This is a genomic window from Veillonella parvula, from assembly GCF_032577575.1.
Classification (GTDB): domain Bacteria; phylum Bacillota; class Negativicutes; order Veillonellales; family Veillonellaceae; genus Veillonella.
Genome location: NZ_JAWFVO010000001.1, coordinates 479,879 through 497,901, shown reverse-complemented (window position 1 = coordinate 497,901; position 18,023 = coordinate 479,879). Strand labels below are relative to the sequence as shown.

The window sequence follows — 18,023 nt, the reverse complement described above, 5'->3', positions numbered from 1 at the left end:
TATGAACCAAACAGTAATTGACATACAAGGGATTACAAAAACCTATGTGAATGGCAAATTATCAGTACCTGTTCTGCATGGTATTGATTTAGTTGTCAATAAGGGTGAATTTGTATCCATTATGGGGCCATCTGGATCTGGTAAATCAACCTTTATGAATATTCTCGGATGTTTGGACCGACCTACAACTGGTTCTTATCGACTCAATGGAGACGAGGTTGCTACCTTATCTGATGATGAACTTGCGTATGTACGTAATAAACAGATCGGTTTTGTATTTCAAAGCTTTAATTTGTTGACAAAATTGACAGCCCTAGAAAATGTAGCGCTTCCTATGATTTATGCCGGTGTAAATAAAAAGATGCGCATTGAACGGGCCACTCAATTATTACAGTCTGTCGGCTTGGGCGAGCGTATGGACCATTTGCCATCCGAGTTGTCTGGTGGGCAACGTCAACGCGTGGCGATTGCTCGTGCACTGGCAAATAATCCTGCTATTATCATGGCTGATGAACCGACAGGGAATCTTGACTCCAAGTCAACCATTGACGTTATGAACATCTTTCGAGACCTTCATGATGAAGGCCGTACGATTCTTCTAGTTACACATGAACCGGATATTGCTACGTACGCGAGTCGTAATGTAGTCTTGAAAGATGGGATAATTGTAGAGGATTCGATCAATTCTAATATGACTCCTATAAAGGAGGTGCCTAATGTATAAAGAAAGTTTTCTAATGGCATGGGCTTCCTTGATTGCTAATAAATTGCGCTCCCTTTTGACCATGTTAGGTATCATTATCGGTGTAGCAGCTGTTATTGCCTTGGTATCTATCGGTAATGGGGTGAAGCAAGATATTGAGAATTCTATTTCTAGCTTAGGCTCTAACTTGTTGGTAGTTTTGCCAGGGGCGCCGCAGACGCCAGGTGCTAGATCTTCGCAGGGGTCCATGAAATCGTTGAAAATATCTGACTATGAAGCTATTGCTAAGTTAGAAGGTGTAAAAGCCGCCAGTCCTATGACAAATGGCTCTTATGTGGTGATTTATCAAAATAAAAACTGGACTACATCTGTTGCGGGGGTTAATTCTAACTTTCAGGACGTAAATAATTGGACTATGACATCTGGTCGATTTTTCTCCGATAAAAATGTTCAGAACCGAGAACGTGTAGCGGTTGTGGGACAAACGGTAGTAAAAAATTTGTTTGCTGATGAAGATCCTGTAGGCAAGGAAATCCGTGTTAAAAATATTCCATTCCGTGTCATTGGTGTTCTCAAAAGTAAAGGGAACGGAACCATGGGTAATGACCAAGACGATACGGTGTTAATTCCATATACAACATCAATGGAGCGCGTAGAGGGCATTGACTATCTTCGCATGGTGTATGTTGTGGCTAAGGATGATGAGGGCATCGATCGTTTGCAGGCAGATATAGAGAACTTGTTGCGTGTTCGTCATAATATTAAAGATACAAATTTGGATGACTTCAATATTCAAAATATGAAATCTATTATGGAAACAGTGGCTCAGACGACCGGAACATTTACGTTATTCCTGGGGGCTGTTGCTGCGATTTCTCTAGTTGTAGGTGGCATTGGTATTATGAACATCATGCTTGTATCTGTAACGGAACGGACTCGAGAAATTGGTGTGCGTAAAGCTTTGGGGGCTACGTATAGCGTAATTGTTACGCAATTCTTAATAGAAGCCGTTGTAATCAGTTTGATGGGGGGCTTTATTGGTATTGCTTTCGGTATAGGAGCCTCAAAAGTAATCGGAATGGTATCTGGAATGAGTACAGTTGTATCTGTTCCAACAATCATAATGTCCTTTGCCTTTTCCATGGCTATTGGTTTGATTTTTGGTATATATCCAGCCCGTAAAGCGGCTAAACTCAATCCAATCGATGCATTGCATTATGAATAGTTTTGAATTTATAAATGTATTTTCTTAAGAACATACCATATAATTAGATAGAGTTATTCGCATATGGTGCGTTGCATGATACAATATGTATGATGTAACGCACTATTTTTATATGTTTATATTGAATTTTGACATATAACTATAGAGATTTTCATACAGGTAATGTAATAGACTTAGTATTTAGATTAGTTAATCTATGGGTATGTATATAGAATGGAGAACCTTATGGCTACAACATTGTTAGAATATTTCAACGAATTACGAGACCAGAATCCATTTTCCTGGGTGAAAGATTCTGAAGTTACCGCAGTAGATGCTGGTCATGCGGAAATGACATTGCAAACAAATGAAACAGAATATTGCAACTTTAGAGGTCACTTACATGGTGCTGTATGTATTGGTTTTGCTGATAGTGTAATGGGCTCTGCATGTTTTACATTAGGCAAGTCTGTGAGTACTATCGATATTAGTGGTAACTATGTAAAGTCCGTTAAGGGTGGCACTTTATTACGCGGTGTAGCCAATGTAGAACATAATGGTAAGACCACGATGGTTGCTACAGCTTGTATTTATAATGAACTAGGTGAGCTCGTTCACTTGGCAAGAGGCACATTCTATGTATTAGAAGAGAGACCATTACCTGATTTACCATGGCGTTTTATTGAAGAAGATAACCCTGATTTGGTATAATATAGTTTAGACTTTTAACTATAGGAGGATGCTTGAATGGAACAAGAATTACAACGTATTAAGGCAGAAGCCCTTGATGCCATCAAAGGCGCTGCTGATCAACAAGCGTTGCAAGATATACGTGTTAAATATTTAGGTAAAAAAGGTGAGGTAACGGCCTTACTAAAAGGGCTTGGTAAATTATCTCCAGAAGAACGTCCGAAGGCTGGTGCTCTCGTTAATGCTGTTCGTGAAGCATTAGAGGCTGAAATTGATGCTGTAAAAACTCGCATGGAAACCGCAGAGTTGAATGCTCGTTTAGAGCAAGAGCACATCGATATTACATTGCCTGGTCGTGCGCCAAAAACTGGTCACATTCATCCATTAACTAAGGTTAATGAAATGATTGAAGACTTCTTTATGAAAATGGGTTATACCGTTGAAGAAGGTCCAGAAGTAGAGCAAGATTACTATAACTTTGAGTGCTTAAACTTGCCTAAAGATCATCCAGCACGCGATATGCAAGATTCCTTCTATATTACTGAAAACTTTTTGTTACGTACACATACATCTCCAGTGCAAGCTCGTACTATGCAACGTCATGAGCCTAACAGCCCAATTCGTATGATTGCGCCTGGTAAGGTTTATCGTTGGGACTATGATGCGACACATTCCCCAGTATTCCATCAAGTGGAAGGTCTCATCATCGATGAGCACATTACATTTGCTGACTTAAAAGGTACATTAGAGTCCTTCTTGCGTCACATGTATGGTGATGAAACAAAGGTGCGTTTCCGTACGAGTTTCTTCCCATTTACAGAACCATCTGCAGAGGTAGATATTTCCTGTGTAATGTGTGGTGGAGATGGTTGTCGTGTATGCTCTCATACAGGTTGGCTTGAAATCTTAGGCTGCGGTATGGTTCATCCTGACGTATTACGCATTAATGGGTACGATCCTGAAAAGGTTAAAGGCTTTGCCTTTGGCATGGGCGTAGAACGTATTGCAATGCTGCTATACGGCATTAACGATTTACGCCTATTCTTTGAAGACGATGTACGATTCTTAGAACAATTTTAGGAGGAACTCATGAAAGCAAGCTTACAGTGGATGAATGAATACGTGCCTGTGGATATGAATCGTCCTGCTCAAGGATTGGCTGATGAATTAACACAAGCTGGTATTCCTGTAGAAGATGTCATTTCTATGGATAATGGCATTAAGAAAATTTATACTGGTAAAATCGTAGAAATCACAAAACACCCAGATGCAGATAAATTACAAGTATGCCAAGTAGAATGCCTTACTGAAGAAGGCGAGCCTATTACAAAACAAATTGTAACAGCCGCTACTAATGTAGCAGTAGGTCAAATCGTGCCTGTAGCGTACCATAAATCTCGCTTAGCCGATGGTACAGAAATTAAAAAGGGCAAATTGCGTGGTGTTGCCTCCGAAGGCATGTTCTGCTCCGTTGCAGAATTTGGTATCTCTAGTGACCTAGTGTTACCAGAAGAAGCGCAAGGCATTTACATTTTTCCTGAAAATACACCAATTGGTCTTGATGTAAAAGACGTATTGGGTATGAATGATACCGTATATGAGTTTGAACTCACTGCTAACCGAGCAGATTGTTTTTCCATGGTTGGCTTATCCCGTGAATTTGGGGTGATGACAAATCAAAAAGCTTTATTCCCAGTTATCATGGTAAATGAAAATGGTGAGTCCATAGAAGGCAAAGCTTCTGTATCCATCGAGGCAGATGATCTTTGTACTCGTTTCACTGCTCGCGTAGTAACTGATGTTAAGGTGGAACCATCTCCATTGTGGATGCAAAACCGTTTGCGCAATAGTGGTATTCGTCCTATCAATAATGTAGTAGACGTAACAAATTATGTTATGTTAGAACTTGGTCAACCTATGCATGCCTATGATTATGATCATGTAAAAGGTCATAAATTAGTGGCGAGACGTGCTAAAAATGGTGAAGTGCTTGTTACACTTGATGGTTCTGAACGCGAATTGAATGACTCCATGCTTATTATTGCTGATGCTGAACGTCCAGTAGGTGTAGCAGGTATCATGGGTGGGTTTGATAGTGAAGTGACAAACGAAACGACCACAGTTATGTTTGAAGCTGCTGTATTTAATGGTCCATCTATTCGACGCACTGCTAAAGCTCTTGGCATGCGCTCTGAAGCATCTGGCCGTTTTGAACGTGGTGTAAATCATAAATACACCGCCTATGCTATCGACAGAGCGGCGCAATTATTGCAACAAATTTGCCCTACTTGTAAAGTTGGTGTAGGCGTAATTGATGTATATAAAAATCCTGTAGAACAACATACCGTAACTTTCACAGCAGCACAAATCAATGATTACTTGGGTACAAACATTGAAAAAGACGAAATGGTTCGTATTTTGACAGCCCTTGAATTCGTTGTAACAGAAGAGGGCGACAAGTTGTCTGCCCTCGTTCCAACATGGCGTGGTGACGTAACAGTGATGCCTGATATCGCCGAAGAAGTGGCTCGTATCTACAATTACGATAATATTGCGCCTACAATCCCTGTTGCGGTATTGTCCTCTGGTGGCATGACACCTAAGAAAGCTCTTACTAAAGAGGTTACACATGCATTAGCTAAATTGGGTATGACTCAAATCATTACATTTAGCTTCATGCATAAAGATGGTCTTTCCAATATGATGCTTTCTGAAGGGGATAGCCGTTATACAGCCATTCCAATCTTGAATCCTATTTCCGAAGAATTCCCTTATATGCGTACAACATTGGTACCGGCTGTTATTGAAGCAGCAAAACGCAATATTGCGCAACAAAATAAGGATCTTTGGTTATTTGAAACAGCTAATGTATATGAACCAAAAGCTTTACCTTTAACAGAAGTACCTCATGAACGACCTATGTCCTGTGGTATATTGATGGGCAAGGCAAACCAAGCTGGTTGGAATAAAGCAGAACGCACTACAGATTTCTATGATGTAAAAGGTATTGTAGATGCGTTGTTAACTGAACTAGGCGTTACAAGCTATGAAGTTAATCGCGGCACTGAGCCATACTTTCACCCAGGTGTGAGTGCTCAATACGTAGTTGATGGTAAAATGATTGCTCAATATGGTGAATTACATCCACAAGTGAGCAAAAACTTTGATTTGCCTGGTAAAGTATATATGTTTGAAATCGATTTGGAAGCGGTATTATCTTTGACGATTCCAGCATTCCGCTATACATCTTTCAGTAAATTCCCAGGCACTAGCCGTGACCTTGCTATCGTTGCACCTGTGTCCGTTGCTAGTGGTGAAATTTTATCTATCATTAAAGAGCATGGTGGAGAATATTTAGAAAATGCATCTATCTTCGACGTTTACGAAGGTGAACATATCGAAGCTGGTTATCGCAGTCTTGCGTACAACTTGCAATTCCGCTCTATGGAAGGTACGTTGAACGATGAAGATATTGACGGTAATATTCAAGCTATTATCGATGCATTAGCAGAAATTAATTGCAGATTACGTTAATCTCAAGTAGTATATTGAAAGGGTTTACCGTATGGTAAACCCTTTTAGTACTATAGTTATACCTTTAGTTAGGTAGAAAGGATTGTCCATGGAATTATTGGCTCCTGCCGGTACGATGGAAAATTTCATAGCTGCCTTAGAATCTGGAGCGAATGCGATTTATCTCGGTGGTAAAGGCTTTAATGCTCGTGCTCATGCAGCAAACTTTGGCATTGAAGAATTGGCCGAGGCTATTCGATTGGCGCATATTTTAGATGTGTCCGTATATGTAACAGTAAACATCCTAATAGGCGATTCTGAATTAACGGCTCTCGAGTCGTATTTAAAAGACTTAGAACGCATCGGTGTTGATGCTATTATCGTTCAAGATTTAGCAGTGGCTAAGTTGGCACAGCGAGTGGCTCCTAAATTACACTTACATGGTAGTACACAAATGACTGCAGCTACGCTAGATGCGGTTCGTTTTTATGAAAGTCTCGGTTTTACACGTGTCGTTTTAGCTCGTGAATTGAGCCTAGCTGAAATTGAACATATTTGCAAAAACTGTACAGCTGAAATCGAAGTCTTTGTTCATGGTGCCTTATGCGTATGCTATTCTGGACAATGCTTAATGAGTTCCTTCATCGGTGGTCGCAGTGGTAACCGTGGTGCTTGTGCACAGCCTTGTCGCTTGCCTTATGAATTACTAGATTCCTCGGGTACTAGCTTATTACCTAAACACGAAGCTTATTTATTGAGCCCTAAAGATCTTAACTATAGTGAACATATGAATGAACTTGTAGCAGCCGGTGTAAAGTCCTTCAAGGTGGAAGGGCGTATGAAGAAGGTATCCTATGTGCGCCAAGTTATTGGTACTTACCGCCATATCTTGGATACGGCTCATATGGATTCTGCTGACGCTAAGGCATTGGCTGCTGGCTTTAACCGCGGCTTCTCTACAGATTACTTAACAGATCATGTAGGGAAATCCATGATGACCGTTGTGGCTCCAAATAATCAAGGGAAATTGATCGGCAAAGCAGAGGTCAAAAAGGGACAAGTTCATTTGTACCTAACAGAACCGATTGAAAAAGGTTCACTCTTAAAGGTAATGCAAGCTTCTGGTAGTATTACGTACTACCAAATTGATCAGAATTGGTCCTTAGTAAATGAAAAACATTTTGTAGGTAAACCTGATGAAGGCTTTGCGGCAGGACAAGTATTCTTGGCATCTACGCCAAAATCTCAAAAGCAACGGGGCTTACAAGACTTTAGTGCTAAATTAGAAGTACATGGTTATCTATCTATTAATACAGACCGAGAACAGCCATGTACAAATCTTACCTTTGTATTAAACGACGGTCGTACTGTGACAGTATCTAATGAGTTTGAACCAGTTTATGCTAATAATAAACCGACTAGTTTAGAGAAGGTTACAGACCAAGTGGGTAGATTAGGTAATACATTGTTTACTCTAGCCTCTATGTCTATTCCAAAAGGTCCATATATGTGGCCTGCTAGTGTTTTGAATGCATTGCGTCGCGATGCAGTGGAGTCTTTAGAAACTCTGTTAATTACAGATCATGAAACTGCTTGGGCTGAGCTGGCTGTAGAGCCTCAAGATATGTCATCTATGGTTGCTAAGGGTAAGGTTCAATATTCTGAGCCTATGGTGAGTGCTCGCGTTGATGAACTAGAGGCTGTGAAAGCAGCTATTGACGGGGGCGCTAAGAAGATTATCTTCGGTGGTGACCGTTTACAACGTAAGCCTTATGAACTTAGCATCTACGAACAGGTAGCTAAGCTTTGTAAAGACCATAATGTACTTTGTGTATTTGCTACCCCTCGGGTTGTGAAAGATGATGAAGTAAAGGCGTATATGAATACCCTTAAGGCCATAGTTGAGGCGAAACCAGATAGCATTTCTATTCACGTCCCTCAAGCCTTATTGTGGCTTCGTGACTTAGGGTATACAGGTGCTATTGAAGCTGATACAGGTCTTAACATATTTAATGGCTCTGCATTACAAGTATGGGAAGATTTACATATGAGTAGCATAGCGCCATCCTTAGAGTTAACCTTGACGCAACTCGTAAGCTTACAAAAATCTACTAATTTGCCATTAGAGGTTATGGTTCATGGCTATACGGAAATGATGATTTCTGAATACTGTGCCATCGCTAGCTTTGTAGGGACAGGTAAAAAAGAAAATTGCCCTATGCCGTGTGTAAAGGAAGATTACGCATTGAAGGACCGTAAAGGGGAAGTATTCCCACTTCGTACGGATCCGTATTGCCGTATGCACATCATGAATAGTCATGAAATGGATATGCGCGCGTATGTGCCAGAGTTACACCGAAAAGGGCTACATATTTTGCGCATCGATGGACGTCATATGGATCCAAAGAGATTGCGTACTATCGTAGCAGATTATGTATCCATTCAAAATGGAACTAAAGAGGCTCCGCCAAAGAGTGTAGGCAAAGATGATACGCCTATTACAAGGGGCCACTATTTTAGAGGTATTTTATAAAAGAGGTAGTACATTGTTTAACGAAGATGTATTAGACTTTCACCATATAAAAGAACAATTACAACAACATTGTAGTTCTACCATTGCTAAAGAATTAGCCATGCACATCGAACCTATGACAGATGCGAAAGCCATTCAAGAGAACCTTGATGAAACGGCAGAAGCCATGCGTTCTTTGCAAACCGAGGTAGAACAACCGTTAGGCGGTACGCGAGATATTCGTGAATCCTGTAAAAAGAGTCGTAAAGACTTTGTCCTTACTCGTGAAGCATTGTGGGATATTTATTTAACCATTGGTGCTTATAAGCGAATGACAAAGTTCTTTAGAACGAAATATATGGAATATCCATTGCTATCCCTATGGGTACAGGATATGCCGAATACAGATCGCATTGAAAACCGATTTAAACGCGTCTTTGATGATAAAGGGGAATTGCTTGATACAGCATCTCCTAAGTTGGCTAGCTTAAGAAATACGATTATCAAAACTCGTGATAAGATTAAAAATGATATTCAAGCTATCTTACACGACAAGGATAATCAGAAGTATTTCCAAGAAACGATTATTACACAGCGTAACAATCGCTATGTAATCCCTGTAAAACAGGAATATCGCCAATATTTTGATGGTCTTATTCACGACCGTTCTGCAACGGGTCAAACACTCTATATTGAACCGATGCGCTTGGTGAATCTAAATAATGAATTACAAGAGGCTTTGATTGGTGAAGAGCAAGAGGTATTGCGTATTTACCGTGAATTATCAGCCCTTGTAAAACAACATAGTAATGATTTGATGGATGCTTGTGAAAAGGTATCCCACATCGAATTTGTATATGGTAAGGCGAGCCTTGCTATTTCTTATAAGGGTGTACCGGCCATCTTGAGCACAGACAGAACTGTCAATCTCATGAGAGCTCGGCACCCATTAATCCCACCGAATGTGGTAGTACCTACAAATATTCAATTAGGTACATCGTACCGTATTTTATTGATTACTGGGTCTAATACAGGCGGTAAAACAGTATCCCTTAAAACATTAGGGTTATTGAGTTTAATGAACCAATGTGGTCTATTTATTCCTGCAGACCACGGCTCAATGTTGCCTATATTCCAAAATATCTTTGCCGATATTGGGGATGAACAAAGTATTGAGGCTAGCCTTAGTACGTTCTCTGCTCATATGACACAAGTTATTTCCATTATTAAACATTGTGGCCCAAATGACTTGGTATTGCTGGATGAGCTTGGATCCGGTACAGATCCAGAGGAAGGTAGTGCACTTGCTGTATCTATCCTCGAGTTCTTCCGTAAAAAAGGTGCCCTTATGATGGTAAGTACCCATTATAATGAGCTTAAAAACTATGCATACCATACAGAAGGAATCGAAAACGGCCATGTAGAATTTGATGAGCGCACCTTAAAACCAACATATCGACTTCATATCGGTGTAGCTGGTAGTAGCCATGCGTTGAGTATTGCGGCCCGTTTAGGTTTGCCAAAAGATATCGTAACGCGCGCTGCAGAGTATAAATCTCAATTTGGTAGCCATGAAATGGAAGAAGTCCTTTCAGATTTGAATGAGCAACTTCGTAAGGCATCTGAACGGGAAAGAGCCTTAAAGAAAGAGCTTGATGAAACACGTCGCATGCGTGGTCAATTAGAGAAGGAAAAGAAACAGTTTAACGAAAAGCGTAAACAAATCTTAACCAAAGCACAAGCTGATGCAGAATCTATGAAACGTAGCTTACGCGTCGAAGGGGAAGCGATTATCAAGCAATTGAAATCGCAATTCTCTGAAACAAATAAGGATAAGCGTCAATCTGCTATTAATGCTGCACGTAAGGGTATCTCTAATGTACATATACCAGAATCTCCAGTAGATGATGATCGTAAATCTTTGACTGCAGATACTATTAAGGTAGGCCAAGCAGTATATGTTACATCTTTACGCTCATTAGGTACCGTATTAGCTATCAATGGCAATCGTGTGAATGTAGATATTAATGGACTAACAGCTACTGTAAAGGTTAGCGAATTACAATCTACTACACGTGAAGAAGGAAATAAGCTTGAACGGGAACAAAAAGCAGCTATGCCTAAGACTAGAAAGCGTATGGGGGGCTCTGCCGTACAACGCCAAAAAGAGGTTCGTACTGAAATCAATATTCTTGGACAAACGGTAGATGAAGCGACAGTTTCTGTTGGTAGATTTATTGACCAAGCTTTACTTGGTGGTGTTAATCAAGTGCGCATTATTCACGGTAAGGGGACTGGCGCATTACGAGAAGGTGTACATCAATATTTGCGTACCTTACCGCATGTAGCTCATTTTGAAACGGCAGGCTATGATGAAGGTGGTGCAGGGGCTACCAATGTAGTTCTGAAATAAAGCTACACAATAGTGATATAGTTATAGATAATATAGTAAATTATTATCGTATATCAAATTGGTTATGGGGTATAGCCATATACATATATAGAAATAGAAGAGGTAGTAAGTTCTTAGAACTTACTACCTTTTTACGTAAAAGAAAGGAGCGGAACACATGTTCCGCTCCTTTAGAGTATTAGATTAACGATCTTTTTTACTAGACTTTTTACTTTTGGATGAATTAGATTTCTGTTCAGTTGCATCATCTTTTGAGCCACTGTCATCTTTTACAGCTTCATCTTTCGATTTGTCTTTATCATCTTTTTTGTCTGCTTTTTCGTCCTTAGCAGCTTCTTTTTTAGGCTGTGCTTTTACAGGATTATAATAACCTTCAGAAACAGCTGATTGAGCGCTAGCAGGAACGGAGAAGTCAGAAGCAGGGGTATTGGCAAGCGCATTTGCCATGAATTGGCCCCACATAATAGCAGGTGTGTCACCACCGGTCATGCCTCGTAATGTTTCCGAGCCATAGTCATCACCAATCCAAACGGCAGCTACTAAATCAGGCGTGTAACCAACGAACCAAGCATCCTTGGAATCATCTGTTGTACCAGTTTTGCCTGCTGCAGGACGACCGATTGCGGCATTACCACCAGTACCGCCATTTATAACGGATTCTAGCATATTTGTAATGATAGCTGCATCTTTTTCATCTACAACACGTTTTTCTTGGATGGAGTTTTCTTCCACAACTTGACCATTGCGGTCTACAATTTTAACGATTGCCGTAGGTTGAACTTTGATACCACCATTAGCGAGTACACCATAAGCTTGAACCATTTCAAGAGGTGTTACACCATGAGTTAAACCACCAAGTGCAGTAGACAAGTTATTATCTTGATCAGTTAGAGTAGAGATACCCATTTCTTTAGCAAGTTTAATAATCTTAGACATGCCTACTTCATCAGCAATTTTTACGGCAGCTACGTTACGAGAATGTTGTAATGCATAGCGGTATGTAATGCTACCTACGAAGTCATTTTCATAGTTTTTAGGGCTCCAGTTACCAAATGTAACAGGGCTATCATCTACGATAGAACCAGGAGTTTTACCAGATTGAATAGCTGCCAAATATACAAATGGTTTCATAGCGGAACCTGGTTGACGTTCTGCTTGTGTAGCACGGTTAAATGCATCATCACCACGGCCACCAACCATAGCCATAATGTAACCATTATGAGGGTTCATAGCTACGATAGCACCTTGTGGTTGATGTAAACCATTGCTATCTGTGTAGTAGTTAGGCAAGTTTTGCATTGCTGCTACAGCTGCATTTTGTGCATCCATATCGAGAGTAGTATAAATTTTTAAACCATCTTTATAGATTGCATCGTCACCATATTTTTCAGAAACTTGTGCAATAACATAGTTAATGAAGTAAGACGCATTAGATTTTTCATGCGTTTGTTCTTGTTTTGCCACTAAGCCTAAATCTGCTTGACGCGCTTCATCAGCTTGCTCTTGTGTAATGTATCCGTATTTAACCATTTGGCCTAATACAACGGCTTGACGTTTTTTACTAGCTTCCAAATCATTGAATGGAGAGTAGTAGTTAGGACTTTGTGGTAAGCCCGCAATGAGCGCTGCTTGAGCAAGCGTTAATTGGCTAGCATCCTTACCAAAGTACACATGAGCTGCAGATTGTACACCGTATGCACCTTGACCAAAGTAAATTTGGTTCATGTACATTTCTAGGATTTCATCCTTAGTGTAGTGTTGTTCAATTTTTAGTGCTAGTAATGCTTCAGAAATTTTACGTTTAAATGTTCTGTCTTGAGACAAGAATGCATTACGCGCTAATTGTTGAGTAATTGTAGAACCACCTTCAGATACACCGCTATGTACAATGTTTACCCATACAGCACGTAAAATACCAATTGGGTCAATACCATGATGCGTATAGAAACGGGAATCTTCTGTAGCTACAAAGGCATTCTGTAAATCTTTTGGTACATCTTTTAGAGGTACTGGCAATCTATTTTCTGTGGAGTGAACCGTAGTAATGAGATTGCCGTGCACGTCATAAATTTGAGACGATGCAGAAGGGCGTACATTGGATACATCCGGTAGATTTGATAATGTGGCACTTATGAAACCACAGCCACCACCGGCTACGATGAGTATAAAGAGAAGTGTACAAATCCAGAATAGACGCTTAGGATTTGTTTTCTTCGGCGTAGAACCATTACCATTTGAGCGGCGATTGGCTCTCGTATTTGAGTTACTACTCATAGAGTCACCTCTTTTTTCTTTTAGTAAATATAACGTAAATTCTATTACGCAGTTATAAATATTATATCATAAATGGTTTAAATCCAATACTATATATAATTGTGAAAGTTTTTAGATAATGGTATACTAAAACAATAGTATTTCTAGGAGGATTATCATGATTAGTGCTCAAGAACAAGTGCGCCAAATTAAACATGGTGTAGCGGATTTAATTAACGAACAAGATCTTGTAAAAAAAATAGAGAAATCCATTAAGGAAAATAAACCACTAGTTGTAAAACTAGGTTTGGATCCAACGGCTCCAGATATTCATTTGGGACATACTGTTCCTCTTCGCAAGCTGCGTTTATTCCAAGAATTTGGTCATCAAGTAGTGATCGTCATCGGTGGCTTCACTGCTCGTATTGGTGATCCTACTGGTAAAAGTGTTACTCGTCCACCATTAACAAAAGAAGAAGTATTGAAAAATGCTGAAACTTATAAAACACAAATCTTCAAGGTATTAGACCCAGAAAAAACAATCGTTCGTGACAATAGCGAATGGTTAGAATCTATGAACTTTGCTGACGTACTTCGTTTGGCTAGCTCCTATACAGTTGCACGTATGATGGAACGCGATGATTTCAGCAAACGCTTTAAAGAAGGTCGTCCTATTGGCGTGCATGAGTTCATGTACCCATTGATGCAAGGTCACGATTCTGTTGCATTACATGCAGACGTTGAATTTGGTGGCACAGACCAAACTTTCAACCTGTTGATGGGGCGTCATTTACAAGAATTAGAAGGTCAAGAGCCACAAGTTGTTATTACAATGCCATTGCTTGAAGGACTTGACGGCATTCAAAAAATGAGTAAATCTTTAGGCAACTACATTGGTATTGATGAAGAACCTAAAGAAATGTATGGTAAAGCGATGTCCATACCTGATGAATTGATGATGCGTTACTTCATGCTCGTTACCGATATGTCTATCGAAGATCAGGAAGACATGACAAAGCGTCTTGAATCCGGTGAATTGCATCCGCGTGATGCCAAGATGCAATTGGCTCGTACCATCGTTCGTTTGTACCATGGTGAAGAGGCTGCTTTGGAGGCGGAAGAGGAATTCAAACGCGTATTCCAACAACGCGCTATGCCTACAGATATTCCTGAATATGCTATGGATGCGCCAACAGAGCCAATCTTTGTACCACAGTTTTGTACAGATGCCGGTTTGACAGCATCCAATGGTGAAGCCCGTCGCTCCATTAAAGCAGGTGCTTTCAAAGTAAATGGCGAAAAATATAGCGAAGAAAACATTACTCTTGAAGACGGCATGATCCTTCAAGTCGGTAAACGCAAATTCCTAAAAATTAAATTTAACTAATATAAAACTGTGATGAGGTGCAGAAACCTTGTCACAGTTTTTTTATCTATTTTGTCTATAAGATTTTTTATCTACTGAATCTACTATTTGTGAAGCAAAAAATGACTTACAAGTTAATGTATAATAAATATAAACGATAAATATAAAATACAAATTTGATACATAAAAGACTTAAATAGATATTGTATAAATTTACTATAATTTTTAAGAGGACCATATATGGACAAAGTACTAAGCAACTTTTTAGAACAACGAGAACATACTGTTCTTACAGATATTGATGTTATCACGGCGGCAGTAGCCGTGCCTCTATTAGAAATCGATGGAGAAAATCATGTGGTGTTTACTGTGCGTAGTAATACATTGCGACGTCAACCTGGTGAAATCAGTTTCCCTGGCGGGCACTGTGAACCTAATGATAAAAGTGGTGCTCATGCAGCCATGCGTGAATGCTCTGAGGAACTCGGTATAGACTTAGATCAAATTGAACTGCTAGGAAATTTAGACTGTTTAGTATCCGCAATAGGTGTAAAACTATACGCCATAGCAGTGCGACTACATACAAGTGATTTAAAACCAAATTCCGATGAAGTAGGAGAGGTATTTACAGTTCCCTTACAATATCTACTAGACATGGAACCAACCGTAGGTCACTTAGACATAGCTACAAGACCGTTGCGTGATTTTCCGTTTCATCTATTAGAAGGATATAATATTGACTGGAAAATTAGACAAAACTACTCCGTCTATTTCTATCCCTATAAACAATACACCATATGGGGACTTACGGGGCGAGTACTAAAGAACTTTTTAGATATATATAGGGAAGTTTATTTGCATATTAATGCTCATATAAATTGACAGATTTTAAATTAAGGTATACTATTTATGTGTAAAAGGTTTAATGTGTTGCACTAATTAATCTAGGAGGTTCTCACATGAATCGCGAAACAGCATACGTACTTTGGTTTGATGAATTACAACGTGAAGATGTTAATTTAGTAGGTGGCAAGTCTTCTTCTTTAGGAGAATTGACATCCTCCACTAATGTACCTGTACCTTATGGCTTTGCAACAACTGCTCATGGTTATCGTGAGTTTATGAAAGCTACAGGTTTGGAAGATAAAATCCGCGCTGAACTTGATGCTTTAGATGATGTAGAAAATTCTGCATTATTGCGCGAAGTGTGTGCTAAGATTCGTCGCATGATTTGTCAGGAAGAAATGCCAAAAGACTTGGCAGATGCTATCCGTCATGCTTATGAAGAACTTGGTAAAAAAGTGAACGAAGAAAATCCATTTGTGGCTGTTCGTTCTAGTGCAACAGCAGAAGATTTACCAGATGCAAGCTTTGCAGGCCAACAAGATACGTATTTAAATGTTCGCGGTGCTGATGTTATCATCGAAAAAGTAAAAGAATGTTACGCATCTACTTTCACAGACCGTGCAACATACTACCGTGTAAAACAAGGCTTTGATCATATGACAGTAGCATTGAGTGCTGCGGTTCAAATGATGGTATTTTCTAAAGCAGCTGGCGTAATGTTTACTGTTGATCTTGTAACAGGCAATGATAACAATATTCTTATTGAAGGCTCTTGGGGCCTTGGTGAATATGTTGTACAAGGTACGGTTACACCAGATAATTTCCGTGTGGATAAAGAAAAGATGGAAATTACGGACCGTATGATTAACGATAAACATGTCCGCCTTGTTCGTAAAGCCGATGGTGACTGTGTTGAAGAAGTGGTGCCAGCTGACGAAGCAAAACAACAAGTTATTACAGATGCTCAAGTTTTGGAACTTGCAGAATATGCAAAAGCAATTGAAAAGCATTATGGTTGCTACATGGATATGGAATGGGGCGTAGATGAACGCAATGACAAGATTTGGATCTTGCAAGCTCGTCCAGAAACAGTTTGGTCCCGCAAAGAAAAATCAGAAACGTCCGAAAAAGCTAGCACATTAGATGCAGGTAATCGCGATATTATTGTAAAAGGTTTGCCAGCATCCCCTGGTAATGCAGCAGGTAAAGCTCACGTTATCATCAATCCTGAGGATATCGATGAGTTCAAAGAAGGCGAAATCCTTGTTACAGCTATGACAGCTCCTGATTGGGTGCCAGCCATGAAGAAAGCAAAAGCAATTGTTACTGACGCTGGTGGTATGACTTGTCATGCGTCTATCGTTAGCCGTGAGCTTGGCATTCCTTGTATCGTAGGTACTAAGAGCCGTAGTCATGAAGCGACTACCTCTATTAAAGATGGTCAAATGATTACCGTTGATGCTACAAATGGTATTGTATACGATGGCGTATTAGAAGATATCGTTAAAAAGCCTGAAGCTCAAGTTTCTACAGGGGTAGCAGCTGAATATGTACCTGTAACAGGCACTAAGATTTATATGAACTTAGGTGATCCTGATTTGGCTCAAAAATATGGTGTACTACCATGTGATGGCATTGGTCTCATGCGCGAAGAGTTCATTTGGACAACCTTTATTCATGAACATCCATTGCACCTTATCGAAACAGGGCGCAGTGACTTCGCTGTAAATACATTGGCGGAAGGTATGCGTAAAGTATGCCAAGCATTAGCCCCTCGCCAAGTAGTAGTTCGTTTGAGCGACTTCAAATCTAGCGAATACCGTGACCTTAAAGGTGGCGATAAATATGAACCACATGAATCTAGTGCATTACTTGGCTGGCGTGGCGCATCTCGCTACTATGATCCTAAGTACACACCTGCTTTCAAATTAGAATTAGAAGCAATCAAAAAAGTACGTAACGAATTTGGTTTCAAAAATCTACAAGTTATGATTCCATTCTGCCGTACTGTGGAAGAAGCTGAATTAGTAACTAACTTAATGGCTCAAGAAGGTCTTGCACGCAGCAAAGACTTTAAAGTATGGCTTATGGCTGAGATTCCATCCAATATTATCTTAGCTGATCAATTTAATAAATACGTAGATGGTTATTCTATCGGTTCTAACGATTTGACTATGCTTGTACTTGGTTGTGATCGCGATAACGAAACAGTTCAACATATCTATGATGAACGTAATTTAGCAGTTCGCAGAGCAATTCGTCACCTCATTGAAGTGGCTCATAAAGATGGTAAGACTGTATCTATCTGTGGCCAAGCGCCAAGCGTATACCCTGAACTTTGCGAATTCCTTGTGAAGAGCGGTATCGACTCCATTTCTGTTAACCCAGATGCAGTAGTTAATACTAAGAAAATGGTGGCTCAAATCGAACAACGAATTATGCTCGATGCTATGACTGGTCGTGGTCGTCAAGAATCTGACGAACTAATTTGGTAATAATATAGTTATAGTGAAAGAGGAGGCC

The 18,023-nt window shown here is 39.9% G+C and carries 11 protein-coding genes; 10 read left to right on the top strand and 1 reads right to left on the bottom strand.

The window, feature by feature from the left end:
* Position 1: 1 nt before the first annotated feature.
* The 7 genes from E7K77_RS02310 (at position 2) to E7K77_RS02280 (ending at position 11,035) form a co-directional block, all read left to right on the top strand.
* Complete coding sequence (locus E7K77_RS02310; protein WP_288565927.1) at positions 2-724, top strand: ABC transporter ATP-binding protein; 723 nt, start codon at positions 2-4, stop codon at positions 722-724.
* Positions 717-1,928 carry an ABC transporter permease gene (locus tag E7K77_RS02305; RefSeq protein WP_325306028.1) on the top strand — a complete coding sequence of 404 codons (1,212 nt, stop codon included), beginning with the start codon at positions 717-719 and terminating at the stop codon, positions 1,926-1,928. The genes E7K77_RS02310 and E7K77_RS02305 overlap by 8 nt, the downstream gene beginning before the upstream one ends.
* 225 nt (positions 1,929-2,153) lie before the next feature.
* A complete protein-coding gene (locus E7K77_RS02300; protein ID WP_004697017.1) occupies positions 2,154-2,618 on the top strand; it encodes a PaaI family thioesterase in 465 nt (154 codons plus the stop codon).
* A 36-nt stretch (positions 2,619-2,654) separates the two neighbouring features.
* Positions 2,655-3,677, top strand: coding sequence for a phenylalanine--tRNA ligase subunit alpha (gene pheS, locus E7K77_RS02295; RefSeq protein ID WP_004697359.1), 1,023 nt, complete (start codon positions 2,655-2,657; stop codon positions 3,675-3,677).
* Positions 3,678-3,686: 9 nt separating this feature from the next.
* Complete coding sequence (gene pheT / locus E7K77_RS02290) at positions 3,687-6,131, top strand: phenylalanine--tRNA ligase subunit beta (RefSeq protein ID WP_325306027.1); 2,445 nt, start codon at positions 3,687-3,689, stop codon at positions 6,129-6,131.
* 88 nt (positions 6,132-6,219) lie between these two features.
* Positions 6,220-8,643 carry a DUF3656 domain-containing U32 family peptidase gene (locus tag E7K77_RS02285; RefSeq protein ID WP_004697275.1) on the top strand — a complete coding sequence of 808 codons (2,424 nt, stop codon included), beginning with the start codon at positions 6,220-6,222 and terminating at the stop codon, positions 8,641-8,643.
* A 13-nt stretch (positions 8,644-8,656) separates the two neighbouring features.
* Positions 8,657-11,035, top strand: coding sequence for an endonuclease MutS2 (locus E7K77_RS02280; protein ID WP_038150281.1), 2,379 nt, complete (start codon positions 8,657-8,659; stop codon positions 11,033-11,035).
* A gap of 183 nt (positions 11,036-11,218) precedes the next feature.
* On the opposite strand, the gene E7K77_RS02275 is transcribed toward E7K77_RS02280, so the two are convergent.
* Positions 11,219-13,309 carry a transglycosylase domain-containing protein gene (locus E7K77_RS02275; protein ID WP_004697189.1) on the bottom strand — a complete coding sequence of 697 codons (2,091 nt, stop codon included), beginning with the start codon at positions 13,307-13,309 and terminating at the stop codon, positions 11,219-11,221.
* 157 nt (positions 13,310-13,466) lie between these two features.
* Here E7K77_RS02275 and tyrS point away from each other — a divergent pair, with 157 nt between their 5' ends.
* The 3 genes from tyrS (at position 13,467) to ppsA (ending at position 17,995) form a co-directional block, all read left to right on the top strand.
* Complete coding sequence (gene tyrS, locus E7K77_RS02270) at positions 13,467-14,675, top strand: tyrosine--tRNA ligase (RefSeq protein WP_004697206.1); 1,209 nt, start codon at positions 13,467-13,469, stop codon at positions 14,673-14,675.
* 219 nt (positions 14,676-14,894) lie between these two features.
* On the top strand, positions 14,895-15,536 hold the full coding sequence (locus E7K77_RS02265) for an NUDIX hydrolase (RefSeq protein WP_004697042.1): 642 nt from the start codon (positions 14,895-14,897) through the stop codon (positions 15,534-15,536).
* A 77-nt stretch (positions 15,537-15,613) separates the two neighbouring features.
* The gene (gene ppsA / locus E7K77_RS02260) at positions 15,614-17,995 is read left to right on the top strand and encodes a phosphoenolpyruvate synthase (RefSeq protein WP_105086754.1); all 2,382 of its coding nucleotides are present in this window, start codon (positions 15,614-15,616) and stop codon (positions 17,993-17,995) included.
* Positions 17,996-18,023 lie beyond the last annotated feature (28 nt).